This window comes from Pseudomonas sp. LBUM1656 (assembly GCF_059716065.1).
This window is the reverse complement of record NZ_CP166800.1, coordinates 4,440,961-4,466,923: the sequence shown is the minus strand read 5'-3', so window position 1 is coordinate 4,466,923 and position 25,963 is coordinate 4,440,961. Positions and strand designations below refer to the sequence as shown.

At 62.4% G+C, this 25,963-nt stretch carries 14 protein-coding genes; 7 read left to right on the top strand and 7 right to left on the bottom strand.

Going from position 1 to position 25,963, the window contains the following annotated elements:
* Nucleotides 1-140: 140 nt before the first annotated feature.
* A complete protein-coding gene (locus ACA072_RS20030) occupies nucleotides 141-689 on the bottom strand; it encodes an RNA polymerase factor sigma-70 (RefSeq protein WP_010461205.1) in 549 nt (182 codons plus the stop codon).
* A 377-nt stretch (nucleotides 690-1,066) separates the two neighbouring features.
* Here ACA072_RS20030 and ACA072_RS20025 point away from each other — a divergent pair, with 377 nt between their 5' ends.
* Complete coding sequence (locus ACA072_RS20025) at nucleotides 1,067-14,050, top strand: non-ribosomal peptide synthetase (RefSeq protein ID WP_497620091.1); 12,984 nt, start codon at nucleotides 1,067-1,069, stop codon at nucleotides 14,048-14,050.
* A gap of 181 nt (nucleotides 14,051-14,231) precedes the next feature.
* Nucleotides 14,232-15,056 (top strand): alpha/beta fold hydrolase, encoded by an 825-nt coding sequence (locus ACA072_RS20020; RefSeq protein WP_497620089.1) that lies wholly within the window; start codon nucleotides 14,232-14,234, stop codon nucleotides 15,054-15,056.
* A 104-nt stretch (nucleotides 15,057-15,160) separates the two neighbouring features.
* On the opposite strand, the gene dsbG is transcribed toward ACA072_RS20020, so the two are convergent.
* Genes dsbG through dsbD form a run of 3 tightly spaced genes read right to left on the bottom strand, consistent with a single transcriptional unit; the run spans nucleotide 15,161 to nucleotide 18,509 of the window.
* Nucleotides 15,161-15,931, bottom strand: a complete 771-nt coding sequence (dsbG, locus tag ACA072_RS20015) for a thiol:disulfide interchange protein DsbG (RefSeq protein WP_497620087.1) — start codon at nucleotides 15,929-15,931, stop codon at nucleotides 15,161-15,163.
* Entirely contained in the window at nucleotides 15,907-16,773 is an 867-nt protein-coding gene (locus ACA072_RS20010) for a TlpA disulfide reductase family protein (RefSeq protein WP_109633534.1), read from the bottom strand. The genes dsbG and ACA072_RS20010 overlap by 25 nt, the downstream gene beginning before the upstream one ends.
* Complete coding sequence (dsbD, locus tag ACA072_RS20005; RefSeq protein ID WP_497620084.1) at nucleotides 16,773-18,509, bottom strand: protein-disulfide reductase DsbD; 1,737 nt, start codon at nucleotides 18,507-18,509, stop codon at nucleotides 16,773-16,775. The genes ACA072_RS20010 and dsbD overlap by 1 nt, the downstream gene beginning before the upstream one ends.
* A 153-nt stretch (nucleotides 18,510-18,662) precedes the next feature.
* On the opposite strand from dsbD, the gene ACA072_RS20000 reads away from it, so the two are divergent.
* The 5 genes from ACA072_RS20000 (at nucleotide 18,663) to ACA072_RS19980 (ending at nucleotide 23,172) form a co-directional block, all read left to right on the top strand.
* Nucleotides 18,663-19,346, top strand: a complete 684-nt coding sequence (locus ACA072_RS20000; protein WP_497329659.1) for a response regulator — start codon at nucleotides 18,663-18,665, stop codon at nucleotides 19,344-19,346.
* Nucleotides 19,343-20,668, top strand: coding sequence for an ATP-binding protein (locus ACA072_RS19995; protein ID WP_497620081.1), 1,326 nt, complete (start codon nucleotides 19,343-19,345; stop codon nucleotides 20,666-20,668). The genes ACA072_RS20000 and ACA072_RS19995 overlap by 4 nt, the downstream gene beginning before the upstream one ends.
* Nucleotides 20,669-20,887: 219 nt before the next feature.
* Nucleotides 20,888-21,373 (top strand): GNAT family N-acetyltransferase, encoded by a 486-nt coding sequence (locus ACA072_RS19990; protein WP_497620079.1) that lies wholly within the window; start codon nucleotides 20,888-20,890, stop codon nucleotides 21,371-21,373.
* A gap of 77 nt (nucleotides 21,374-21,450) precedes the next feature.
* Complete coding sequence (locus ACA072_RS19985) at nucleotides 21,451-22,863, top strand: aspartate aminotransferase family protein (protein ID WP_497620078.1); 1,413 nt, start codon at nucleotides 21,451-21,453, stop codon at nucleotides 22,861-22,863.
* Nucleotides 22,864-22,944: 81 nt separating this feature from the next.
* Nucleotides 22,945-23,172, top strand: a complete 228-nt coding sequence (locus ACA072_RS19980) for an MbtH family protein (protein ID WP_497620076.1) — start codon at nucleotides 22,945-22,947, stop codon at nucleotides 23,170-23,172.
* Between the two features lie 192 nt (nucleotides 23,173-23,364).
* Here ACA072_RS19980 and ACA072_RS19975 read toward each other — a convergent pair whose 3' ends face one another.
* Genes ACA072_RS19975 through ACA072_RS19965 form a run of 3 tightly spaced genes read right to left on the bottom strand, consistent with a single transcriptional unit; the run spans nucleotide 23,365 to nucleotide 25,925 of the window.
* The gene (locus ACA072_RS19975) at nucleotides 23,365-24,267 is read right to left on the bottom strand and encodes a metal ABC transporter substrate-binding protein (protein ID WP_497620074.1); all 903 of its coding nucleotides are present in this window, start codon (nucleotides 24,265-24,267) and stop codon (nucleotides 23,365-23,367) included.
* Nucleotides 24,268-25,167 carry a metal ABC transporter permease gene (locus tag ACA072_RS19970; RefSeq protein ID WP_003226663.1) on the bottom strand — a complete coding sequence of 300 codons (900 nt, stop codon included), beginning with the start codon at nucleotides 25,165-25,167 and terminating at the stop codon, nucleotides 24,268-24,270.
* Nucleotides 25,167-25,925: a metal ABC transporter ATP-binding protein gene (locus ACA072_RS19965; protein WP_497625017.1), complete on the bottom strand. Its 759-nt coding sequence runs from the start codon at nucleotides 25,923-25,925 to the stop codon at nucleotides 25,167-25,169. Before ACA072_RS19965 ends, ACA072_RS19970 begins: the two co-directional genes overlap by 1 nt.
* Nucleotides 25,926-25,963 lie beyond the last annotated feature (38 nt).

Below are 25,963 nucleotides of genomic sequence, written 5' to 3'. Positions count from 1 at the left end.
TCCTTTGCGGTCTTGAGTCAGCCTTCGCGAGCAGGCTCGCTCCTACAGTTGATCTCGGGCGTACACACATCTTGTGTTCACAGGAGATCCAATGTGGGAGCGAGCCTGCTCGCGATTGGGGGCGACGCGAATGTCAGAGCTTACCGGCGGGCAAAAGTATCCACACGATTGCCCGACACCTTGCGGCAGTGCACCAGCGCATCGCGAATCATGAAGTTCACCAGGGTCGGCGAGACGCCGAGTTCCTTGGCGATGTCCTTTTGCGGCACGCCGTGCAAGCGGTACATCTCGAAGGCGTAGCGGGTGCGGCTCGGCAGCTCCGTCAGCGCATCGGCAATGTTTTCCAGGGTCGAGAAATTGATGTGCGAGGTCTCCGGCGAAGCGCCCTGGATCACCACGTTCAGACCTTCCTCTTCCGGCCCGGAATACTTCTGCTCCAGCGCCTGCTTGCGATAGTGGTCGATCGCCAGGTTGCGCACGATCTGGAACAGATAGCTGAGCTGAGCCTTGAAGGACGACGTGATTTGCGGCGCCGATTGCAGCCGGAAAAACGCATCCTGGACCACGTCTTCAGCACGCGACCGGCAGCCGGTAATGCGCGCTGCGATTTTGACCAGAATCAGTCGGTTGTCGACAAAGGCCTGAAGTAGCGGTGAATCGCACCTGCTTGTGGATACTTGTTCCGTCATGGAAATCACCTTGCTGCCAATAGGTTGGTGGGACGGCGAGGGGGGCCGGCCTACACATCGAGCGACAAATTATGCTGAATGATAATGATTGTCAATTGAGAAAGAGAATTAATGCATCGCGATGGTGCAGAGTGAGAACTGCGACACGCTGCCGCACCTGCTCGCGGTATCCAAACCCGTTGACGATCCAGCCTGCCGACTAATTATTTCAAGACGTCATCCGTTCTCATTGGTGAAAGGCGCAGGGTAAATCCCGGCCAAAACCGCATTCCCAATGCCTTGCGCAGTCGGCGAAGACCGCGTCCTGCATGCCCTCCAGTGGGCGTGACGAAAGAAAACCGATTCCATTTGCAAGCCGAATTCAGGCAGGAAACCTCATGACCGACGCGTTCGAACTCCCAAGCAATCTGGTCCAAGCCCTCCAGCGCCGCGCGGCCCTGACGCCGGATCGGGTGGCCTTGCGGTTTCTCGCTGACACCCCGGATCAGGCTGTGGTCCTCAGTTATCGCGAGCTGGATCAGCGGGCGCGAACCATTGCCGGTGCGTTGCAGGCCGAGGCTGAATTCGGCGATCGCGCCGTGCTGCTGTTCCCGAGTGGCCCGGATTACGTCGCGGCGTTTTTTGGCTGCCTGTACGCCGGGGTGATCGCGGTGCCGGCTTATCCGCCGGAGTCGGCCAAACGTCATCACCAGGAACGCCTGCTGTCGATCATCAGCGATGCTGAACCGCGCTTGCTGCTGACCAGCGCCGGCCTGCGTGACGCCTTGCAACACATAGAAGGCGCGCCGCCGTTGCTGTGCGTCGACACCCTCGAAGACACGTTGGCCGGCAGCTGGGTAGCGCCGAACCTGGCCGACGACCACATCGCCTTTCTGCAATACACCTCCGGTTCCACCGCGTTGCCCAAAGGCGTGCAAGTCAGCCACGGCAACCTGGTGGCCAACGAAATGCTGATCCGTCATGGTTTCGGCATCGACCTGAACCCGGATGACGTGATCGTCAGCTGGCTGCCGCTCTACCACGACATGGGCCTGATCGGCGGTCTGTTGCAGCCGATTTTCAGCGGTGTGCCGTGCGTGTTGATGTCGCCGGCGTACTTCCTCGGTCGGCCGTTGCGCTGGCTGGAAGCGATCAGTGAATACGGCGGCACCATCAGCGGCGGGCCGGATTTCGCCTATCGCCTGTGCAGCGAACGCGTCAGTGAATCGGCGCTGGAACGCCTCGACCTGAGCGGCTGGCGCGTGGCGTATTCGGGTTCCGAACCGATTCGTCTCGACACTCTGGAACGCTTCGGCGAGAAGTTCGCGGCGTGCGGTTTCACCACCGACAGCTTCATGGCGTCTTACGGGTTGGCCGAAGCCACGTTGTTCGTCGCCGGAACCCCGCGCGGTCAGGGCATTGGCAATCTGCGCGTGGACGATCAAGCCTTGGCCCAAAACCGTGCGGAAGCCGGCGAAGGCAGCGCGATCATGAGTTGCGGCATCAGTCAGCCGGATCACGCGGTGCTGATTGTCGACCCGGTCGCGCTCAATGAACTCGCCGACAACGCGGTTGGCGAAGTCTGGGCCACCGGGCCGAGCATCGCCCACGGCTACTGGCGCAATCCCGAGGCCAGCGCCAAGACTTTCGTCCAGCACAACGACCGGACCTGGCTGCGCACCGGTGACCTGGGTTTCATGCGTGACGGTGAGTTGTTTATCACCGGGCGCCTGAAGGACATGCTGATCGTTCGCGGTCACAACTTGTACCCACAGGACATCGAGCAGACCGTCGAGCGCGAAGTGGAAGTGGTGCGCAAAGGTCGCGTTGCCGCTTTCGCCGTCAACATCGACGGTCAGGAAGGCATCGGCATCGCCGCGGAAATCAGCCGCAGCGTGCAGAAAATCCTCCCGCCCGACGCACTGATCAAAGCGATTCGCCAAGCCGTGGCCGAGGCGTATCAGGAAGCGCCGAGCGTGGTGGTGTTGCTCAATCCGGGCGCATTGCCCAAGACCTCCAGCGGCAAACTGCAACGTTCGGCTTGCCACAATCGTCTGGCGGACGGCAGCCTCGACAGCTATGCGCTGTTCCCGTCGGCAGACGTTCAGGGCGAAGCCAAAACCGAATCAGGTTCCGAACTGCAAGCTCTGATCGGCCAGATCTGGAGCGAGCAACTGCAGGTCAAACAGGTCAACGCTGACGATCACTTCTTCCTGCTCGGCGGCAACTCCATCGCCGCCACCCAAGTGGTCGCACGTCTGCGTGAAGCACTCGGTCTGGAGCTGAACCTGCGCCTGCTGTTCGAAGCGCCAACCCTTGGCGCGTTCACCGCCGCTGTCGCTCAGTTGCAACAGGACGGCGGCCTGGCCCAAGGCGCGATCACCACGTTGCCGCGCAACGAACCGATGCCGCAATCCCTGGCGCAAAACCGCCTCTGGATCACCTGGCAACTCGACCCACAGAGCAGCGCCTACAACATCCCCGGAGCCTTGCGCCTGCGGGGCGAGCTGGACGAAGAGGCCTTGCGCGCCAGTTTCCAGCAACTGATCGAGCGTCATGAATCCCTGCGCACACGCTTCTTCGAACGTGACGGCGTGGCGTTGCAACAGGTCGATACGGCCGGCGACTTCAACCTGCAATTGATCGACATCAGCGACTTGCCTGCCGCCGAGCGTGAAGCCCGCGCGCTGCAAATCCGGGAGGACGAAGCCCGCACGCAGTTCGATCTGGAGAAAGGCCCGTTGCTGTGGGTGACGCTGGTGCGCCTCGACGACGAGGACCATCAACTGCTGGTGACGATGCACCACATCATCGCCGATGGCTGGTCGCTGAACGTGCTGATCGACGAGTTCTCGCGCCTGTACGCCGCCGCCTCTCAAGCACAAACAGCGACGCTGCCGGCATTGGCCACGCACTACGCCGATTACGGCAGCTGGCAGCGCCAATGGCTGGCGCAAGGGGAGGGCGAGCGCCAACTGGCCTACTGGAAAGCGCAGTTGGGTGAAGAACATCCGACCCTGAACCTGGCCACCGATCATCCGCGCTCGGCACTGCATATTCACAGCGCCGCCCGCCACACCGTGCGTTTAAATGCGACCTTGAGCGATGCCATTCGCCAGACCGCCCAAGCGCATGAATCGACCCCGTTCATGCTGTTGCTCGCCGCGTTCCAGAGCTTGCTGCACCGCTACAGCGGCCAGCGCGACATCCGCATCGGCGTGCCGAATGCCAACCGTCCGCGCCTGGAAACCCAAGGGCTGATCGGTTTCTTCATCAACACCCAGGTGCTGCGTGCCGAGGTCGATTCGCGTCTGCCATTCGTGGAGTTGTTGGCGCAAACCCGTCAGGCTGCGCTGGGCGCACAAGCGCATCAGGATCTGCCGTTCGAACAACTGCTCGAAGCCTTCCCGCAAGCGCGGGAACAAGGCCTGTTCCAGGTGATGTTCAACCACCAGCAACGGGATCTGAGCGCACTGCGCCGTCTGCCTGGGTTGCTTGCCGAAGAACTGCCGTGGCACAGCCGCGAAGCCAAGTTCGACCTGCAACTGCACAGCGAAGAAGACCTGAAGGGTCGTCTGAGTCTGTCCTTCGACTACGCCAGCGAACGGTTCGACGCGTCGACCATCGAGCGCCTGGCCGAGCATTTCAGCAACCTGCTGCGGGCTATTTGCGAACAGCCGTCCACCGCTATCGGCGACCTGTCGCTGCTGACCGCAAGCGAGCACGACCAACAGGCTTCCTGGAGTACCGCACCCTGCACACCGGCCAGTCAATGGTTGCCGGAACTGCTCAACGAACAGGCGCGCCAGACCCCGGAACGCACCGCGCTGGTGTGGGACGGCGGCAGCTTCGATTTCGCCGAGCTGCACTCCCAGGCCAACCGTCTGGCCCATTACCTGCGCGACAAAGGCGTCGGCCCGGACGTTTGTGTGGCCATCGCCGCCGAACGTTCGCCGCAATTGCTGATCGGCTTGCTGGCGATCATCAAGGCCGGTGGTGCCTACGTGCCGCTCGACCCGGATTACCCGGCCGAGCGTCTGGCCTACATGCTCAGCGACAGCGGCGTTGAATTGCTGCTGACCCAGACCCAATTGCTCGAACGTCTGCCGGCCACTGACGGCGTCAGCGTGATCGCCATGGACGCGTTGCATCTGGAGAACTGGCCGAGCCAGGCGCCGGGCCTGCACCTGCACGGCGACAACCTGGCTTACGTGATTTACACCTCGGGTTCGACCGGTCAACCGAAGGGTGTCGGCAACACCCATGCGGCGCTCGCCGAGCGCCTGCAGTGGATGCAGAACACCTACGGTTTGAACGACACCGACGTGTTGATGCAAAAAGCGCCGATCAGTTTCGACGTGTCGGTGTGGGAGTGCTTCTGGCCGCTGATCACCGGCGCACGCTTGCTGATTGCCGGCCCCGGCGAGCACCGCGATCCGCATCGCATCGCGCAGTTGGTCCAGCAATTCGGCGTGACCACGCTGCACTTTGTACCGCCGCTGCTTTCGCTGTTCATCGATGAGCCGCTCACCGCCGAATGCACCAGCCTGCGCCGGGTGTTCTCCGGTGGCGAAGCCTTGCCCGCCGAACTGCGCAACCGCGTGCTGGAACAGCTGCCGGCCGTGCAACTGCACAACCGCTACGGCCCGACCGAAACCGCCATCAACGTCACCCATTGGCACTGCACCGCCGCCGATGGCGAGCGCTCGCCGATTGGCCGTCCGTTGGGCAACGTGCTGTGCCGCGTGCTCGACAGCGAGCTCAATCCGGTGCCGGCCGGTGTGCCGGGTGAACTGTGCATCAGCGGCATCGGCCTGGCCCGTGGCTATCTGGGCCGCCCGAGCCTGACTGCCGAACGGTTTGTCGTCGATCCGCTGGGCGAGCAGGGCGCGCGTCTGTACCGCACCGGCGACCGTGCGCGCTGGACCGCCGATGGCGTGATCGAATACCTCGGGCGTCTCGACCAGCAGGTCAAACTGCGCGGCTTTCGTGTCGAGCCGGAAGAAATCGAAGCCCGTCTGCTGGCCCAGGAGGGCGTCGCCCAAGCCGTGGTGCTGGTGCGCGAAACGGCAGCCGGTGGCCAGTTGATCGGTTACTACACCGCCACCGAAACCGCCGAAACCGAAGACGCGCAAACCGCGCGCCTGAAAACCGCATTGGCGGCTGAACTGCCGGAATACATGGTCCCGGCGCAGCTCATGCGTCTGGACGAAATGCCCCTGAGCCCGAGCGGAAAACTCGACCGTCGTGCCTTGCCCGAACCGCAATGGCAAGTGCGCGAGCACGTCGAACCGGTTAGCGCGCTGGAGCAACAAATCGCCGGTATCTGGTGCGAAGTGTTGGGCCTCGCACAGATCGGCCTGCGAGACGATTTCTTCGCCTTGGGCGGTCATTCGTTGCTGGCTACGCAAATCATTTCCCGCACCCGTCAGGCCTGCAACGTCGAGTTGCCGCTGCGTGCACTGTTCGAAAACAGCGAGTTGGGTGCCTTCGCCGATCAGGTGCAATTGATCCAGGCCAGCGGCAACACCAACCAGCAGCCGCCGATAGAAAAAGTCGACCGCAGCCAACCGGTGCCGCTGTCCTATTCCCAGCAGCGCATGTGGTTCCTCTGGCAGATGGAGCCGGACAGCCCAGCCTACAACGTCGGTGGCATGGCGCGGCTGCGCGGTGTACTCGACGTCGGTCGTTTCGAAGCGGCGTTGCAGGCGCTGATCCTGCGTCACGAAACCCTGCGCACCACGTTCCCGAGCATCGACGGCGTGGCCCGTCAGCAAGTGCATGCCGAGATGGGCGTGCGCATGGACTGGAAGGACTTTTCGACCCTGGCCGCTGACATCCGCAAGCAGCGCGTGCAGCAATTCGCCGACGATGAAGCACACCTGCCGTTCGATCTGGAAGCCGGTCCGCTGCTGCGCGCCTGCCTGGTCAAGACCGCCGAGCGCGAACACTACTTTGTGCTGACCCTGCACCACATCGTCACCGAAGGCTGGGCGATGGACATCTTCGCCCGGGAACTGAGCGCGCTGTACGAAGCGTTCGTCGACGACCGCGAATCACCGCTGGCGCCGCTGCCAGTGCAGTACCTGGATTACAGCGTCTGGCAGCGTCAGTGGCTGGAGTCCGGTGAACGTCAACGCCAGCTCGACTACTGGACCGCACAACTGGGCCGCGAACATCCGCTGCTGGAACTGCCCGCCGACCGTCCGCGTCCGCCGGTGCAAAGTCACCAGGGCGAGTTGTTCCGTTTCGACCTGAGCGATGACCTCGCCGCCCGGGTTCGCGCCTTCAATGCGCAAAACGGTTTGACCCTGTTCATGACCATGACCGCCGCGCTGGCCGTGCTGCTTTACCGTTACAGCGGCCAGACCGACCTGCGCATCGGCGCGCCAGTGGCCAACCGGATTCGCCCGGAAAGCGAAGGGCTGATCGGCGCCTTTCTCAACACCCAAGTGTTGCGTTGCCAGCTCGACGGGCAGATGTCTGTCGGCGAGTTGTTCGAGCAGGTGCGCCACACGGTGATCGAAGGCCAGTCCCATCAGGACTTGCCGTTCGATCATCTGGTGGAGGCGTTGCAGCCACCGCGCAGCGCCGCTTACAACCCGCTGTTCCAGGTGATGTGCAACGTGCAGCGTTGGGAATTCCAGCAGAGCCGCACCCTGGCCGGCATGACCGTCGAGTACCTGGCCAACGATGCCCGGGCGACCAAGTTCGACCTCAACCTGGAAGTCACCGACCTCGATCATCGACTGGGTTGCTGCCTGACCTACAGCACCGACTTGTTCGATGAACCGCGCATTGCGCGCATGGCCGGGCACTGGCGCAATCTGCTGGAAGCGCTGCTGGCCAATCCGCAACAGCGCCTCAGCGAGCTGCCGTTGCTTGAAGCTGGCGAACAGCAAAAACTACTCGATAGCCTAGGCGTTGAACCGGGCGAGCATCGCCTCGACCAGTGCATTCATCACCTGTTCAGCGAGCAGGCACTGGCGCGCAAGGACGCTCCAGCGTTGACGTTTGCGGGGGAAACCCTGAGCTACGCCGAACTCGACAGCCGCGCCAATCGCCTGGCCTGGATGCTGCGCGAGCGCGGCGTTGGCCCGCAGGTCCGTGTCGGCCTGGCGCTTGAGCGTTCGCTGGAAATGGTCGTCGGCTTGCTGGCGATCCTCAAGGCCGGCGGCGCTTACGTGCCGTTGGACCCGGAATACCCGCTCGATCGCCTGCATTACATGATCGAAGACAGCGGCATCGGTTTGCTGCTCAGCGATGCGGCCATGTTCGACGCGCTCGGCGAACTGCCGGCAACCGTCGCCCGTTGGTGCCTCGAAGAGGACGTCGCCGAACTGGCCAATTACCCGGCCACCGAGCTGCCGTTTATCAGCCTGCCGCAGCATCAGGCGTACCTGATTTACACCTCGGGCTCGACCGGCAAGCCGAAAGGCGTGGTGGTGTCCCACGGCGAAATCGCCATGCATTGCCAAGCGGTCATTGAGCGTTTTGGCATGCGTGCGGACGACTGCGAGCTGCATTTCTATTCGATCAACTTCGACGCCGCCACCGAGCGTTTGCTGGTGCCGCTGTTGAGCGGTGCGCAAGTGGTGTTGCGTGCCCAGGGTCAATGGGATGCGGAAGAAATCTGCGGGCTGATCCGTCGCCATCACATCAATATCCTCGGCTTCACCCCAAGCTACGGTAGCCAGTTGGCACAGTGGCTGGCGACCCAGGGCGAAACCTTGCCGGTGCGCATGTGCATCACCGGTGGCGAAGCCCTGACCGGCGAGCACCTGGCGCGAATCCGTGCGGCGTTCAAACCCAGCCTGTTCTTCAACGCCTATGGTCCGACCGAAACGGTGGTCATGCCATTGGCAAGTCTGGCGCCGGAACAGCTCGAAGAAGGCCTGGGCAGCGTACCAATCGGCAGCGTGATTGGCGCTCGCGTGGCGTACATCCTTGATGCCGATCTGGCATTGGTGCCGCAAGGCGCGACCGGTGAGTTGTACGTCGGCGGCGCCGGCCTCGCGCAGGGTTATCACCAGCGTCCGGGCATGACCGCCGAGCGATTCGTGGCTGATCCGTTCGCCGCCGATGGCGGGCGTCTGTACCGCACCGGCGACCTGGTGCGCCAGCGCGCCGATGGTTTGGTGGAGTACCTCGGACGCATCGACCATCAAGTGAAGATTCGCGGTTTCCGCATCGAGTTGGGCGAAATCGAAACCCGTCTGCTGGAACATGAATCGATCCGTGAAGCCGTGGTCCTGGCCCTGGACGCACCGAGCGGCAAACAACTGGTCGGCTATCTGGTGACCGACGTTGCCGAGCAGGACGAACCGCAACAAGCGGCATTGCGCGAAGCCTTGAAGCATCACCTCAAATCGCAATTGCCGGATTACATGGTCCCCACGTACCTGATCCTGCTGGCCAGCATGCCGCTGACCGCCAACGGCAAACTTGATCGCCGCGCCTTGCCGGCGCCGGACCCGGAACTGAACCGTCAGCACTACGTGGCGCCGAGCAACGAGCTGGAACTGACCTTGGCCGGCATCTGGTGCGAAGTGCTGAACGTTGAGCAAGTGGGCCTCAACGACAACTTCTTCGAACTGGGCGGCGATTCGATTCTGTCGATCCAGGTGGTCAGCCGTGCGCGGCAGCAGGGCATTCATTTCAGTCCGCGTGACCTGTTCCAGCACCAGACCGTGCAGACCCTGGCCGCCGTGGCGACCCGCACCGAGCAGGTCACTGCCGAGCAAGGCTTGCTCACTGGTGAGTCGCGTTTGACGCCTATCCAGCACTGGTTCTTCGACACCGACATCCCTGAGCGTCAGCACTGGAACCAGGCGTTGCTGCTGGAACCAACCGTCGCACTGGAACCCCATCGCCTGGAGCAAGCGCTGCTGGCGGTGATCGAGCAGCACGATGCCTTGCGTCTGCGCTTCAGCCAAACCGATGCGCAATGGCACGCCGAGCATCAGGCGATTTCCGACGTGCCGGTGCTGTGGCAAGTGCGTGTTTCGTCCATGGACAAATGCGCCGCACTGTTCGCCGATGCTCAGCGCAGTCTCGACCTCGAACAGGGGCCGCTGATACGCGTACTGCTGGTCGATGGTCCCGAGGGCGAACAACGGCTGTTCATCGCCATTCATCACCTGGTGGTGGACGGCGTTTCGTGGCGGGTGCTGCTGGACGATCTGCAAACCGTCTACCGTCAACTGGACGCACAGCAGTCGGTCAAACTGCCGGCGAAAACCAGTGCGTTCAAGGATTGGTCCGCGCGTTTGCAGGCCTATGCCGGCAGCGAATCCCTGCGTGAAGAACTGAGCTGGTGGCAGTCGCAGCTGGCCGGTCCAAGTGCAGAATTCCCGTGTGATCGTCCGCAAGGTGGCCAGCAGAATCGTCATGCACAAACCGTCAGCGTGCGGTTGGATGCCGAGCGTACCCGCCAATTGCTGCAACAGGCGCCGAGTGCCTATCGCACCCAGGTTAACGACCTGCTGCTCACCGCGTTGGCCCGGGTGCTGTGCAACTGGAGCGGACAGGAATCGGCGCTGATTCAACTCGAAGGCCATGGCCGCGAAACCCTGTTCGACGAGATCGACCTGACCCGCACCGTCGGCTGGTTCACCAGCGCTTATCCGCTGCGTTTGGTCCCAGTGACGGAGCAGGGCGCCTCGATCAAGGCGATCAAGGAACAACTGCGCGCCGTGCCGCACAAAGGTCTGGGTTATGGCGTGCTGCGTTATCTGGCCGATGATCTGAGTCGCCAGACCCTGTGCGCATTGCCGGTGGCGCCAATCACCTTCAACTACCTCGGTCAGTTCGACCAGAGCTTCGGCGCGGACGCGTTGTTCCGTCCACTGGATGAGCCCGTCGGTGCGGCCCACGATCCGCATGCGCCGCTGCCCAATGAGTTGAGCGTCGACAGTCAGGTCTACGGCGGCGAACTGGTGCTGCGTTGGACCTTCAGCGCCGAACGCCACGATCCGCAAGCCATCACCGAACTGGCAAATGCTTACCTGGGCGAACTGCAAAGCCTGATCGAGCATTGCTTGCAGGACGATGCCGGTGGCCTGACGCCATCCGACTTCCCGCTGGCCAGACTGACTCAGCCACAACTCGACGCGCTGCCGATTCCGGCCGCCGTCATCGAAGACGTCTACCCGCTGACCCCGATGCAGGAAGGCATGCTGCTGCACACTTTGCTGGAACCGGGCACCGGTCTCTACTACATGCAGGACCGCTACCGCATCAACAGCGAACTCGATCCGCAGCGTTTCGCCCAGGCCTGGCAAGCGGTGATCGCCCGTCACGAAGCCCTGCGCGCATCGTTCTGCTGGAACGTCGGCGACGACATGCTGCAGGTTATCCACAAGCCCGGCAGCACGCCGATCGAGATCCTTGACTGGACCGCAATCGCCGAAGCCGAGCAGGAGCCGAAACTGCAGGCGCTGCTCAAAAGCGAGCGCGAGGCCGGGTTCGATCTGCTCAATCAGGCACCGTTCCACCTGCGCCTGATCAAGGTCGGCGCGGCGCGTTACTGGTTCATGATGAGCAATCACCACATCCTCATCGATGCCTGGTGCCGGTCGCTGTTGATGAACGATTTCTTCGAAATCTACACCGCGCTTGGCGAAGGTCGAGAGGCACAGCTTGGGCTTGTGTCGCGTTATCGTGACTACATCGGCTGGCTGCAACGCCAGAGCCTGGCCGAGGCGCGCCAGTGGTGGAAAACCAACCTGCAAGGTTTCGAGAGGACCACGCCGATTCCGAGCGACCGGCCGTTCCTGCGTGAACACGCCGGTGAGAGCGGCGGCATGATTGTCGGTGACCGCTACACCCGTCTCGATGCCCGTGACGGTGCGCAACTGCGCGAATTGGCGCAGGCGCATCAGCTGACCATCAACACCTTCGCCCAAGCGGCGTGGGCCTTGGTGCTACGGCGTTTGAGCGGTGATCGCGACGTGCTGTTTGGCGTCACGGTGGCCGGGCGTCCGGTGGAAATGCCGGAAATGCAGCGCACCGTCGGGCTGTTCATCAACAGCATTGCGCTGCGGGTGAAGATGCCCGAAGACGATCAACGTTGCAGCGTGCGCCAATGGCTCAGCGGCTTGCTCGACAGCAACATGCAACTGCGCGAATACGAATACCTGCCGCTGGTGAGCATCCAGGAAAACAGCGAACTGCCCAAGGGCCAGCCGCTGTTCGACAGCCTGTTTGTGTTCGAAAACGCCCCGGTGGAAGTCTCCGTGCTGGACCGGGCGCAGAGCCTCAATGCCACGTCGGATTCGGGCCGCACTCACACCAACTTCCCGCTGACGGCGGTCTGCTATCCGGGCGACGACCTGGGGCTGCACCTGTCTTACGACCAGCGTTATTTCGACGAATCGACTGTCGAGCGCATGCTCGGTGAGTTCAAGCGTTTGCTGCTGGCACTGGTCGATGGTTTCCATGGCGACATGGCCGATCTGCCGCTGCTGGGCGCCGAGGAACAGGATTTCCTGATCCATGGCTGCAACCAGAGTGAACACGATTACCCGCTGGAACAGAGCTATGTCGCATTGTTCGAAGCGCAGGTCGCTCAGCATCCACAGCGGATTGCCGCCAGTTGCCTGGATCAACAACACAGTTACGTTGAGCTGAACCAGCGCAGCAACCGCCTCGGTCATGCATTGATCGCGGCCGGTGTCGGGCTGGATCAACCGGTGGCGTTGCTGGCTGAACGTAACCTCGATTTGCTCGGCATGATCATCGGCAGCTTCAAGGCCGGCGCGGGTTATCTGCCGCTGGATCCGGGGCTGCCGAGTCAGCGTCTGAGCCGGATCATCGACCTCAGCCGCACGCCGTTGCTGGTGTGCACCGAGGCCTGTCGTGAACAGGCGGTCGCGCTGCTGGAGGAATTCAGTTGCGCCAATCGGCCGAAGTTGCTGGTCTGGGAAGAGGTGCAGGCGAGCGATGCATCGGTGGCGAATCCGGGTGTTTACAGCGGCCCGGACAACCTCGCCTATGTGATCTACACCTCCGGTTCCACCGGTTTACCAAAAGGCGTGATGGTCGAGCAGCGCGGCATGCTCAACAACCAGTTGAGTAAAGTGCCTTACCTGAATTTGAGCGATGCCGACGTGATCGCCCAGACCGCTTCGCAAAGCTTCGATATCTCGGTCTGGCAGTTCCTCGCCGCGCCGCTGTTCGGCGCTCGGGTGGACATCGTGCCGAATACCATCGCCCATGACCCGCAAGGGTTGCTGGCGCATGTGTCGGCCCAGGGCATCACGGTGCTGGAAAGCGTGCCGTCGCTGATTCAAGGCATGCTCGCCCAGGAACGCATGAGCCTTGATGGCCTGCGCTGGATGTTGCCGACCGGTGAAGCGATGCCGCCAGAGCTGGCGCATCAGTGGCTGCTGCGTTATCCGGATATCGGGCTGGTGAACGCTTATGGCCCGGCGGAATGCTCGGATGACGTGGCGTTCTTCCGCGTGGACATGGCCTCGACCCGTGGCAGTTATCTGCCGATTGGTACGCCGACCGACAACAACCGTTTGTACCTGCTTGATGGCGCGCTGGAACTGGTGCCGTTGGGTGCGGTGGGCGAGTTGTGCGTCGCCGGCACCGGGGTCGGGCGCGGTTACGTCAGCGATCCGTTGCGCACCGCCCAAGTGTTTGTGCCGAACCCGTTCGGTGCGCCGGGGGATCGTCTGTATCGCACCGGCGATCTGGCCCGTCGACGCAGTGACGGTGTGCTGGAATACGTCGGGCGTATCGACCATCAAGTGAAGATCCGCGGTTACCGCATCGAACTGGGTGAAATCGAAGCGCGTCTGCATGAACAGCCGGAAGTCCGCGAAGCAGCGATCGGCGTGCAGGAAGGCGCGAACGGCAAGCATCTGGTTGGTTACCTGGTGGCGGCTGATTCGGCGCTGAATCCAACCGAACGCCTGGAGCGCATCAAGCAACGTCTGCGCGCCGAACTGCCGGAGTACATGGTGCCGCTGCACTGGCTGTGGCTGGAGCGGATGCCGCTCAATGCCAACGGCAAACTCGACCGCAAGGCGCTGCCGGCGCTGGAGATCGGGCAGTTGCAGAGCCAGGATTACCAGGCGCCGCGCACTGAGCTGGAGCAGACGCTGGCGGATATCTGGGCTGAAGTGCTGAAGGTCGAGCAGGTGGGTGTTCAGGACAACTTCTTTGAGTTGGGCGGGCATTCGTTGCTGGCAACGCAGATTGCTTCGCGGGTGCAGAAAACCCTGCAGCGTGATGTGCCGTTGCGGGCGATGTTCGAGTGCAGCACGGTGGCGGAGTTGGCTGAGTACATCGACGGGTTGGCGGCGAGTGACATCACCGAAGAGAAGGTGGATCGCCTGAATGACCTGATGGCGGAGTTGGAGGGGTTTTGATCCTTTAGCGTCTTTGAGGGCCTCTTCGCGAGCAAGCCCGCTCCCACAATGGACCTGTGTTCGCAGGACTAATGTGGGAGCGGGCTTGCTCGCGAAGGGGTCGCCGGAAGCACCACAAGGTTGACTGTGGATCGCCGCCGGCACAGTCTCCCGACTCCAGTTTTCACAAAGGAGACAGTCAATGCCCTTCGTAACAGTTGACGGACAAGCCCTTCACTACATCGATCAAGGCACCGGCCCGGCAGTATTGCTGGCCGGCAGCTACCTGTGGGACCAGGCCATGTGGGCACCGCAGATTGCTGCGTTGTCGCAGCACTACCGGGTCATTGCCCTGGACCTGTGGGGCCACGGCGAATCCGGCCCACTTCCCGAAAACACCCGATCGCTGGATGACATCGCCCGTCAGGCCTTGGCGCTGCTCGATCATCTGGACATTGATCGTGTCTCGCTGGTCGGTCTGTCGGTGGGTGGCATGTGGGGTGTTCGACTGGCGCTGTCCGCGCCACAGCGAATCAACGGCCTGGTGCTGATGGACACCTACGTCGGCGTCGAGCCGGAACCGACTCGCCAGTACTATTTCTCACTGTTCAAACAGATCGAAGACACCGGCGTGATCGCGCCGCAGCTGCTCGACATCGTCGTGCCGATTTTCTTCCGTCCGGGGATCGATCCGCAGTCGACGCTGTATCAGGATTTCCGCGCGAAACTGGCCGCGTTGCCGGCCGAGCGTCTGCGTGAAAGCATTGTGCCGATGGGGCGAATTACGTTTGGTCGGGATGATCTGCTGCCGCGTCTGGGCGAACTGAATCCTGAAACCACACTGGTGATGTGCGGCGATCAGGATAAGCCGCGTCCGCCGTCTGAAACGAAGGAAATGGCTGAGTTGATTGGTTGCCCATCTGTGCTGGTGCCGGAGGCGGGGCATATCTCCAATCTGGAGAATCCGCAGTTCGTTACCGAGGCGTTGTTGAAGTTTCTAGGCGAGAGAGCCTGCAAGACCGCGTAATCGTTCTTCGCGAGCAAGCTCGCTCCCACAGGGAAATGCATTCCAATGTGGGAGCGGGCTTGCTCGCGAAGGGGCCGGTGCGTTCAGTGAGTCTCTGAAGCAAACTACTTCGGCCCGAGAATCTTCACCAACTTGTCCGGCGAAGGCGCGCCTTGCTGTTGTTGCAACTCGCCCTTGTCGTCCATGTAGAAAATCGCCGGGGTGGCCTGCAGTTCCAGGTCTTCCATCAGCTGCATGTTCGCCGCCAGTTTCGCCTGAATCGCCGGCGGCACGTCTTTCAAGGCTTTGAGAGAACTGCCCTTGCCGGACTTCTCATGATCTTCCAGCGCCTTGCTCGGGTCCTTGGCGGCCAGCAGCGCGGCGGATTTGCCCGGGCTGTCTTCGCGAATGATCCCGACCATGATGTGCCGCAGTTGCACCTTGCCAGCCTTGACCCATGGCCGCGCCTGTTCCCAAAACATGTTGCAGTAAGGGCAGTTTGGGTCGCTGAACAGGTACACCACGCGTGGCGCATCTTTTTTGCCGTCGCCGATCCAGTTGCTGGCTTCCATCTTGCCCCAGACTTCCTTGGACATCGGCGCGTAGACCAGCTTCTGCAACGGTGCGCTGCTCAGGTCATTGCCCTCGGCGTCGTAAAGATTGCCGAGCAACACATGCTTGCCATCCGGGGTCAGGTACAGCGCCATGCCGCGGTTCTGGTATTGCGCGGCATACCCGCGTAGACCGTCGGGTGCGTCGAACTGACCGACGATCTTGGCGCCCTTGGCTTCGATCTTCTTGATCGCTTCAGGCAATTCTTCGGCGGCCTGCACCGACGGCAGGTGCAGCAATGCTGCGCCCAAGGTCAGGGTCAGCAGGTGGCGGAGGCGGGGCATGGCAGTTTCCTTGAAGAGGTGGCCGGTACGGCAGGAGAAGGGGTGTCGAAATTTTCCAGGGCGCGGGCCAGGCTGGCATCCGAGAGTTCGCCCAAATGGCTGCCGAGCAATCGACCGTCAGGGCTATAGAACAGCGTAGTCGGCAATGCCATGGAACCCACGGCCTGACCCAATCGACCACTGCCGTCGAACAGCACGTTGGTCAGGCTCAGGCCCTGGGTTTCGAGGAAGGTGCTGACGCTTTGCATGCTCTCGGCCTGATTGACGAACAGGAAGGTCAGGTCCGGGCGCTGTTGCTGGGCGTTTTCCAGCACCGGCATTTCCCGGCGGCACGGCGGGCACCAAGTGGCCCAGAGGTTGATGACCAGTGGGCCACCCTTGTAGTCCGCCAGTTGCACGGTTTCGCCGGCGGCATTGCGCAGGGCGATTTCCGGCAAGCGCGTGCCTTGTTCGTAAATACTCAGGGAGAAGGTCGCCAGCAGCCAGAACGCCAGGCCGCTGGCCACGCCAAAGCCCAGTGGGCGGCGCAAACCGGGTCGACGCCAACCGCGGTACAACGCCGTGAGCAGCAGCACAATCACCCCGGGCCAGGCGAGGAAGCCGCCATCGCGCAAGTCGATGATCTGCCACGGATCGTTGCGATAGTGGGCCCAGTAGGCGACCACGAAACCGACCCGCGCCGCCAGCATCCCCAGCAAAAACAGGCTGAACAGCGCCGATTCCGGGTTTTCACCTCCGCGCTTGGCCACCCGCCAGCCGACAAATGTCGCCAGCGCCAAAGCACTGATCAGCAGCAGATGGTTGAGCGCGATGGCAAAGGTGCCGAGGGTAAAGGTCAGCATTAACGGGCGTCTCGGGTGGTGGTCCAGCGTTGCAGGAAGGTGTCGGCATCAACCTCGCCGGTGATGCGCTGGCTGCGACGCTCCTGGCCGTCGGCGCCGATCCACAGAAAACTCGGTGGCCCCGGCACTTTATAACGGCCGAGCAGTTCGCGGCTGGCGGCATTGTCGGCGGTCACGTCCAGCCGTAGCAAGCGCACATCACTCAGCGCTTCCATCACGTTGGCTTTGCCGAAGACCTGTTTTTCCATGACCTTGCACGACACGCACCAGTCGGCGTAGTAGTCCAGCAGCACCCACTGGCCCTTGGCCTGGGCGGCGTCGAGTTCCTGTTGCAGCACTTGCGGACTGTTGATCGTGGTGAACGCCTCATGGCCGGTCGGGCGATTGGCATTACCGGAAGAAGCTGAGGCGCTGTAGACCTGCAACGGTTTGAGCAAATCATCGCTGCCACCGGCGGCGCCGATCATCAGCAGACCGCCCCAGATCCCGAGCAGCAGCGAACTGGCGCCGAACAGATGGGCGACGCGACCAAAACCTTCCGACTGTTTCCAGGCGCTGTAGGCGGCTATCAGCAACAAGGCGCCGCACAAACCGATCCACAGCGATTGATCCAGCACCGGGCGCAGCATCAGCAGGGCGGTGGCGAGGAACAGGAAACCGAAGATGCCTTTGAGCAGGTTCATCCAGGCGCCGGGTTTGGGCAGGAAGCGATTGCCCACAGTCACCAGCAGCAACAGCGGCACACCAATGCCGACGCCCATGGCGAACAGAATCAGCCCGCCATGCAGCGCATTACCGCTTTGCGCGATGTAGAGCAGGGCGCCGGCCAAGGGCGCGGTCATGCACGGGCCGACCAGCAACCCCGACAACGCCCCCAGCACGCCGGCACCGATCAGGCTACCGCCGCGTTGATTGCGCGAGACATTTTCCAGCCGATCACGCACCGCCACCGGCAATTGCAGCTCGAAGAAACCGAACATCGGCAACGCCAGCAACACAAATATCGCCGCGAAACTGCCCAGCAGCCAAGGGTTCTGCAACAGCGCCTGAAGGTTCGCACCCAGCAGCGCTGCCAGCACGCCCATTGCCGCATACACCAGCGCCATGCTCACCACATAACTGGTCGCCAGGGCGAAGCCGCGTTTGGGCGTGGCGCCGCTGCCGACGATCAAACCCGCCAGGATCGGCAGCATCGGCAACGAGCAAGGGGTGAAGGCCAGCAACAAGCCCAGACCGAAGAACACCAGCAAACTCCAGCCCAGCGCCCGTTGTTGCAGACCGCTGGCCAGGGCCTGGTCCGGTGCTTCGTTGGTGGCGACCGCGGCGCTGCCGCCCAGATCCACGACCTGGGTTTGCGGCGGATAGCACAAACCGGCATCGGCACAGCCCTGGAAGCCCACCTTGATCTGACCGGTGGCGCCTGCCGGAATCTTCAGCTCCAGGCCTTGGCGATAGACCTGTTGTTCGCCGAAGAACTCATCACTGTGCGCTTCGCCTTCAGGTAATGGTGGATGCAGCTCCGGGGGCAACCCCTCGAATTTCAGGCGTTTCTGATAAAGGTAATAACCGTCGGTAATCTGCCAATAGAGCTGTGTTTCGCCCGATTCAAGGCGCTCGGAGGTGAAGACAAAGGCCTTTTCCACTGGCAGGAATTCAGGTTTTGTATCGAACGGATTGGTCCCTGCCTGGGCCACACCCGAGATCAAGAGAACAAAGAATAAAAACAGTCGACGCATGGGTAGGCCTTATCCCTGTGCAAGTGAGGTGCACAATGGGAGGCGGCGATTAACCGATGATTAACCGCGACGGCCTTGTGGCTATGGCGCTTGCGGCATAATGTCCGCTTAATCGGCCAGCGGCTTAATCACCTTTTTTCTACGGGGCCCACCATGCACGTACTGGTTTGCGAAGACGATGAGCTGATCGCCAGCGGCATTGTCGCCGGCCTCACCGCCCAGGGCTTGACCGTGGAGCATGTGGCGACGGCGTCCTCCGCCCGGGCGATGCTCAAAGTGGCTGAGTTCGACGTCATGGTGCTCGACCTTGGCCTTCCCGATGAGGATGGCCTGAAGTTGTTGCAGCAGTTGCGTCACAGTGGCCTGGAGATTCCGGTGCTGATTCTCACGGCGCGGGACTCGGTCACCGATCGCGTCGATGGCCTGCAGGCCGGCGCCGACGATTACCTGCTCAAGCCGTTCGACCTGCGTGAACTCGCCGCTCGCCTGCACACTTTGTTGCGACGAGTGGCGGGGCGCAGCGTCAACCTGATCGAACATGGCCGTCTGACCTACGACCCGAGCAGCCGTGAAACCATGCTCGGCGGTCAGTCCGTCGACCTTTCGCGGCGTGAACAGTCGCTGTTGCAGGCCCTGTTGCATAACCGTGGCCGGGTGCTGTCCACCGAGCAATTGAAAGACAGCGTTTACGGGTTCAATGACGAGCTGGAAAGCAACGCCCTCAACGTGCATATCCATCACCTGCGGCGCAAACTCGGCAATGGCATTGTCGAGACCGTGCGCGGCCTGGGGTATCGCCTGGGGCCGGCCGATGGTGGAGAGGAATTGAAAAAGTGATGAGCCTGCGTTTGCGCCTGAGCCTGACGCTCGGCGCCGCCTTCGCGCTGATCTGGGCCCTGGCGGCAGCCTGGATGCTCAGTGACCTGCGCAACCAAATGATGTTTTCCCTCGACCAGCGGCTGGTGGCATCAGCGCGCATGGTCGCCGGCCTGATGGAGCAATTGCCGGCACTGCCGAGCAAGGGCGAGGGCACCCACTTCAGTGCTGAACAATTAAATATTCCCGGTGGCATGGCCTGCCAGGTCAGCTCGTTGCGCGGCGAAATCCTCGCCCGCAGTCACACCGACCCGCAACAAACTCTCGAAGCCGAGAAAATGGGCTTCCACGATCAGATGATCGACGGCGCGCCGTGGCGCAGCTTCACCCTGGCCCGCGGCGATTTGCGTATCACCACCGCTGACCGACAGATCGAGCGCGAGGCGCTCAACATGTCGATCCTGCTGGCCGCTTCGGTGCCGGTGGGCGTGGCGTTGCTCGGCTGCCTGTGCCTGTTGTGGCTGGGGATCGGCCAGGGGCTGGCGCCGCTGAACCGGATGCGCGATGCCTTGATGCGGCGCAGTGCCGACTCGCTTGAACCCTTGCAGATTCAGCCGCTGCCCAGCGAGCTTCAACCGTTGCTGGACACCCAGAATCAGCTGTTCCAGCGCATCGGCAAGACCATCGAGCGCGAACGCCGCCTGACCGGCGACGCGGCCCACGAATTGCGCAGCCCGCTGACGGCGATCAAAACCCACCTGCAAGTGGCGCGCATGACCGAGGGCGCGGCCCGGGATCAGTCCCTGGCCCGGGCCGAAGAAGGTGCCGACCGCATGCACCGCACGCTGGAGCAATTGCTGTTGCTGGCGCGGGTCGAGGGCAGTCTGTCGTTCGATGACGGTGTGCAATGCAGCGCCGAACAAGTGGCGAAACTGGCGATTCAGGATGCTGCCAGCGGCGATCGTCGGCGAATCAAGCTGCAACTGCCGGCGAAGTTCTCCGATGCGCCGGTGCAAATGCCCGCGGTGCTGTCGATCGCCGCGTTGCGCAACCTGCTGGACAACGCCCTGCGCCATACCCCAGGCGATGGGGCGGTGGAACTGAGCCTGGAAACCACCGGCAGTCGTGCACGCTTCCTGGTCCGCGACCACGGCCCGGGCATTGCCGAAGACGACCTGCAACACCTGACCCAACGCTTCTGGCGCCACGGCCAGAGCACCGGCTGCGGACTGGGCCTGGCGATTGTCCAGGCGATTGTCCAGCGCTGCGGCTGCACCCTGCATTTCGACAGCCGGCCGGACGGGTTGCGTGTTGAGTTGACGATGCCCCTGCAACCCCTCTAACCCACACCCCAGAACCAGTGTGGGAGCGGGCTTGCTCGCGAAAGCGGTTTAACATTCAACGATGATGTTGGCTGTGAGTCCGCCTTCGCGAGCAAGCCCGCTCCCACAGGGGATCATCTGTGTTGCACACCAAATGTAACGTCTCTCCATTAGTCACCGACGCGCCACAGCGCTATCGTCCCCGGCAGCTTTTTCTCAATGGATTGAGGTAACAGCGCCATGGATGCATCGATTCACATCTGCAAGGCAACCCCCGCCGACGCCGGCATCATCAGCCGGATCGTCGAGCGCTCCATTCGTGTCGGCTGCGCGCTCGACCACCGCAACGACCCGCGAACCGTTGCCACCTGGACCCACAACAAAACCATCGAACACGTGCAGCCCTGGCTGGCCGACCAACGGTTGTACCTGAACATCGCCCTGTTGCAGGACAAACCGGTCGGTGTCGCCATGGCGGCGATCAGTGGCAAGGTTGCGTTCTGCTACGTGCAGCCGGAATGGTTCCGTCGCGGTGCCGGAGAGGCGCTGGTCCACGACCTCGAAGGCTGGTTGATCAATCAGGGGTTGGCTCAGGCACGGCTCAACAGCACCCGCACCAGCGAGGCCTTTTACCGTCATTTGGGCTACCGGCCCTGCGCCGAAATCTTTACCGTGGCCGGGCTCCGCGCCATCCCCATGCACAAAGCACTGACATCGCCTTCATAGAAAGCTGATCGAGGGTCTAAATCCTCGGCGCCCTGATGCGTTTCCAGAACAGGAAAACCTTATTGAGGGGTCGAGAGATGTCAGTCGCTACCAGCCTTATGGAAGATCAGTCGGCCCGGATCACTCCGGCGCCGGCCGAGACGCTGTATCAGTTCAACGAATCGCCGCTGCTGGCCCGTCAAAACCAGCAGGAGTCGAATGCCCGCAGCTACCCGCGGCGCATTCCCCTGGCGCTCAAGCGCGCCAAGGGCATTTATGTCGAAGACGTCGAAGGCCGCCGTTTCATCGACTGCCTGGCCGGCGCCGGGACATTGGCCCTGGGGCATAACCATCCGGTGGTGATCGAAGCGATCCAGCAAGTGCTGACCGATGAACTGCCGCTGCACACCCTCGACCTGACCACGCCGGTCAAGGATCAGTTCGTCCAGGACCTGTTCGGTTTGCTGCCACCGGCCTTGGCTGCTGAGGCGAAGATCCAGTTCTGTGGCCCGACCGGCACCGACGCGGTGGAAGCCGCGCTGAAACTGGTGCGCACCGCCACCGGACGCAGCACCGTGTTGTCGTTCCAGGGCGGTTATCATGGCATGAGCCAGGGCGCGTTGAGCCTGATGGGCAGCCTGGGGCCGAAAAAGCCGTTGGGCGCCTTGCTCAGCAACGGCGTGCAATTCATGCCGTATCCTTACGATTACCGCTGCCCGTTCGGGCTCGGCGGCGCGCAAGGGGTGAAAGTCAACCTGAGCTACCTGGAAAACCTGCTGAATGATCCCGAGGCCGGCGTGCAATTGCCGGCGGCGGTGATCGTCGAAGCGGTGCAGGGCGAGGGCGGGGTGATCCCGGCCGATCTCGATTGGCTGCGCGGCCTGCGACGCATCACCGAACAGGCCGGCGTGGCGCTGATCGTCGATGAAATCCAGAGCGGTTTCGCCCGCACCGGCAAGATGTTCGCCTTCGAGCACGCCGGGATCATTCCGGACGTGGTGGTGATGTCCAAAGCCATCGGCGGCAGCCTGCCGCTGGCGGTGGTGGTCTACCGCGACTGGCTCGACACCTGGCTACCTGGCGCCCATGCCGGGACCTTCCGTGGCAATCAGATGGCCATGGCCGCGGGCTCTGCGGTGATGCGTTACCTGACCGAACACAAGGTCTGCGAGCACGCCGCCGCCATGGGCGAACGTTTGAGCGAACACTTGCGCATCCTGCAGCGGGACTTCCCGCAACTGGGCGATATTCGCGGTCGCGGCTTGATGCTTGGCGTTGAACTGGTCGATCCGACGGGCACGCCCGATGCATTGAGGCATCCGCCGATCTTCGGGCGCCTGGCGCCACTGGTGCAGCGTGAATGCCTCAAGCGCGGGCTGATTCTTGAGCTGGGCGGGCGTCATGGCGGCGTGGTGCGCTTCCTGCCGCCGCTGGTGATTACCGCCGCGGAAATCGATCGGGTGGCCGAAATTTTCGGCCGGGCCATGGCTGCTGCCACTGCCAGCCTGTAAATTTTTCAGCTTCCGGTACGTTCCTTCTACATACCGGCTGCGCATGCGGCGCAGCCCACCCTACAGCGATGGAGACACACCATGACGTCAGTATTCGACCGCGAGGACATCCTCTTTCAGGTCGTGGTCAACCACGAAGAGCAATACTCGATCTGGCCCGACTACAAAGCCGTGCCTGCCGGCTGGCGCACCGTGGGCAAGAGCGGTCTGAAAAAGGAATGCCTGGCCTACATCGAAGAAACCTGGACCGATATGCGCCCGTTGAGCTTGCGCCAGAAGATGGACGAGCAGGCGGCGGTGGATAGTTAAGTCACGGCGCAAAAAGAAGCCCGCTGAACTGGAAACAGTTAGCGGGCTTTTTCATGTCCGGGATTTGTGTTGCCTGTCAGGCTGCCTTCGCGAGCAAGCCCGCTCCCACACTTGACCGAGTTGTCCGGGCGAACGCGGTTAAATGTGGGAGCGGGCTTGCTCGCGAAGAACGATAACGCGGACTAACTGACGTTAAACCCCGCTCAACCCCTTGATCACCAGATCCACATTCCCCTCCAGCTCAGCCACCGGATCCTCCGAGTCCACACTCAACACCACCAACCGACTGCCAGCCTCGGCAATCACGGTTTTCACCGCCTCCGACGGCTGGCGATGATGCAACACCACCGCCACGTCATTGTCCTTCAGCGTCGCGCCCAATTGCTTCAGCGCTTCAGGCGTCCACTCGGCATCCGGCCGTGCATCGAGGCCGATCAGCTCCAGATTCAGGCCGCCGATCAGGTAGCCGAAGTGATCGCTCAGGCTCATCACACTGAGGTTGTCGGCACTGGCCAACCGCGCTTCGCTGTCCGCACTGAGCTTGAGCAAGCGCTGCTTCAACGCCGCCAGGTTAGCCTCGATCTTCGGTTTGGCCGCGGGCGCCAGGCGCACCAGGTCAGCCGCCATCACATCCGCCATCCGCCCCATGTTGTTGCTGGAAAACCATGGCTGACTGTTCAACCCGTCGACCTTGTTGCCCGGCTGCACGGCGATGCCGGGCAGGGCACCGTCCACGGGGCGGGCGGCGTCGACTTCGATGATACGGATGTTGCTGCGCCGCGAGATCGGGTACAGCGGATCATCCGTCCACAGCGAACGCAGGCCGATCACCGCATCGGCGTCGGTCGCCAGTTTGGCCAGCGCCGGAGCGCCGCGCCCAGTGAAGTAGGCAGTCTGACGGCTGCCCGGCAGGTTCGCTGGCGCAGCACGCTCGAGGCTGACATCGGTTCCCTTGAGCAGAACTTCGCCCAGACCGTAAGTGATCGGCAAGGACGCCAATACGCGCAACGGCTTGGTGCTGTCCACTGCAAAGGAAGTATTGACCAATCCACACAGGGCAACGGCCAGGGTCAATTGACGCAGAGGAAAAGACATTTATCCGAGATTCCCTTTCAGGCTTGGGACGACGCCACGCGCAATGGCGGCGAGAGCGAAGGCGATACCGGCGACCAGAATGATCGCGGCGCCGGACGGAATAGGCAGGTCGAAGACAATCGGCGCGAGAATGCCGCACAGCGTACTGACCGTGGCGATCAACACCGAACACCAGAAAAAGCCCTTCAGCGACTGGCTGAGCAAACGTGCCGCGGCCGCCGGAATCACCAGCAGCGCACCGACCAGAATCGCGCCGATGACTTTCACTGCGGCCACGGTGATCAGGGTCACCAGAATCACAAACAGATAATCCAGCGTCTTCACGGCCACACCGCGTACCGCCGCCAGTTGCGGGTTGAAACTGGCCAGCATGATGCGGTTGTACAGCGGCAAGGCCAGCGCCATCACCAGCGAGCCGACGATGGCCAGCACCAGCAGGTCATTACCGTTGACCGTCAGCACCGAACCGAACAGCACGTTTTCGAGAATGTGCACGTTGATCTTGCCCGCCAGGATCAGCAGCAGGCTTGCACCCAGTGCCAGTGACACCGAGAGAAACACGCCGATCAACGTATCCGGTGCCAACCCCGTGCGGTTGCGCAGGTAGTTGAGCAGGATGCCAAACAGCAGGCAGTAACCGAACAGGCTGCCGTAAGGCCCGGTGTAAGGTTCGCCGAGCAGGATGCCGATGGCCACGCCGGTCAGTGCCGCGTGACCCACTGCTTCGGAGAAAAACGCGAAACGCTTGACCACCACCAGCGTGCCCAGGCCGCCCAGCACCGGGCCGATCAGCAAGCCGGCGAGCAGGGCGTTGACCACAAATCCATAGGCCAGCGCTTCAGGCAGATAACCCGACGACGCCCAGCCCTGGACCATCAAACGAAAGGCTTCATAACTCATCAGGCAGCGCTCCGTGGATGGGTCGAGAACAGGGTCAGCAAGCGCTCGGGAGTCAATGCTTCCTTGGCCGTGGCATCGAACAGCACCCGGCGATTGAGCCCGGTGACGCGATCCGCCAGACGTCCGACTGCTTCCAGATCATGCTCGATCCACAACACGGTTATGCCGCTCTGGCGCCAGTCGCCGAGCAGTCGTTCGAACACCTGGATACCGGCCTCATCAAGGGCCGACATCGGTTCGTCGAGCACCAGCAACTGCGGCGCCGGGATCAACCCTTGAGCGAGCAATACGCGCTGACGCTCACCGCCGGACAACGCGCCCATGCGCCGCTTGCGTTTGTCCTGCATGCCGACCCGTTCCAGGGCTTCACCAATCGCTGCCGCGTAATGCTTGCTCAAACCGAGAAACGCGGGCCGACGTTGACACATCGCGGCCATGAAGTCGTCGACAGTCATCGGCAGACCGCGATCGAATTCCAGCGCCTGAGGCACGTAGCCGATGGTCCCGGGTGTGCCTGGCCATTTCAGGCTCAAGCGGCCCTGATGCGGCATCTGTCCGAGCAGGGTCTTGATCAGCGAACTTTTGCCGCCACCGTTCGGGCCGACCAGCGCATGCACGCTGCCGGGCTGGACCTGGAAGGTCACGTTGTCGAGGATGGTCGTGCGGCCCAGCGTCAAACTGACCTGCGCAAAATCCAGCGTCGGCCCGGTACTTTGTGGGAGCGGGCTTGCTCGCGAAAGCGGTGGATCAGTCGACATCAACGTTGAATGACACGCCGTATTCGCGAGCAAGCCCG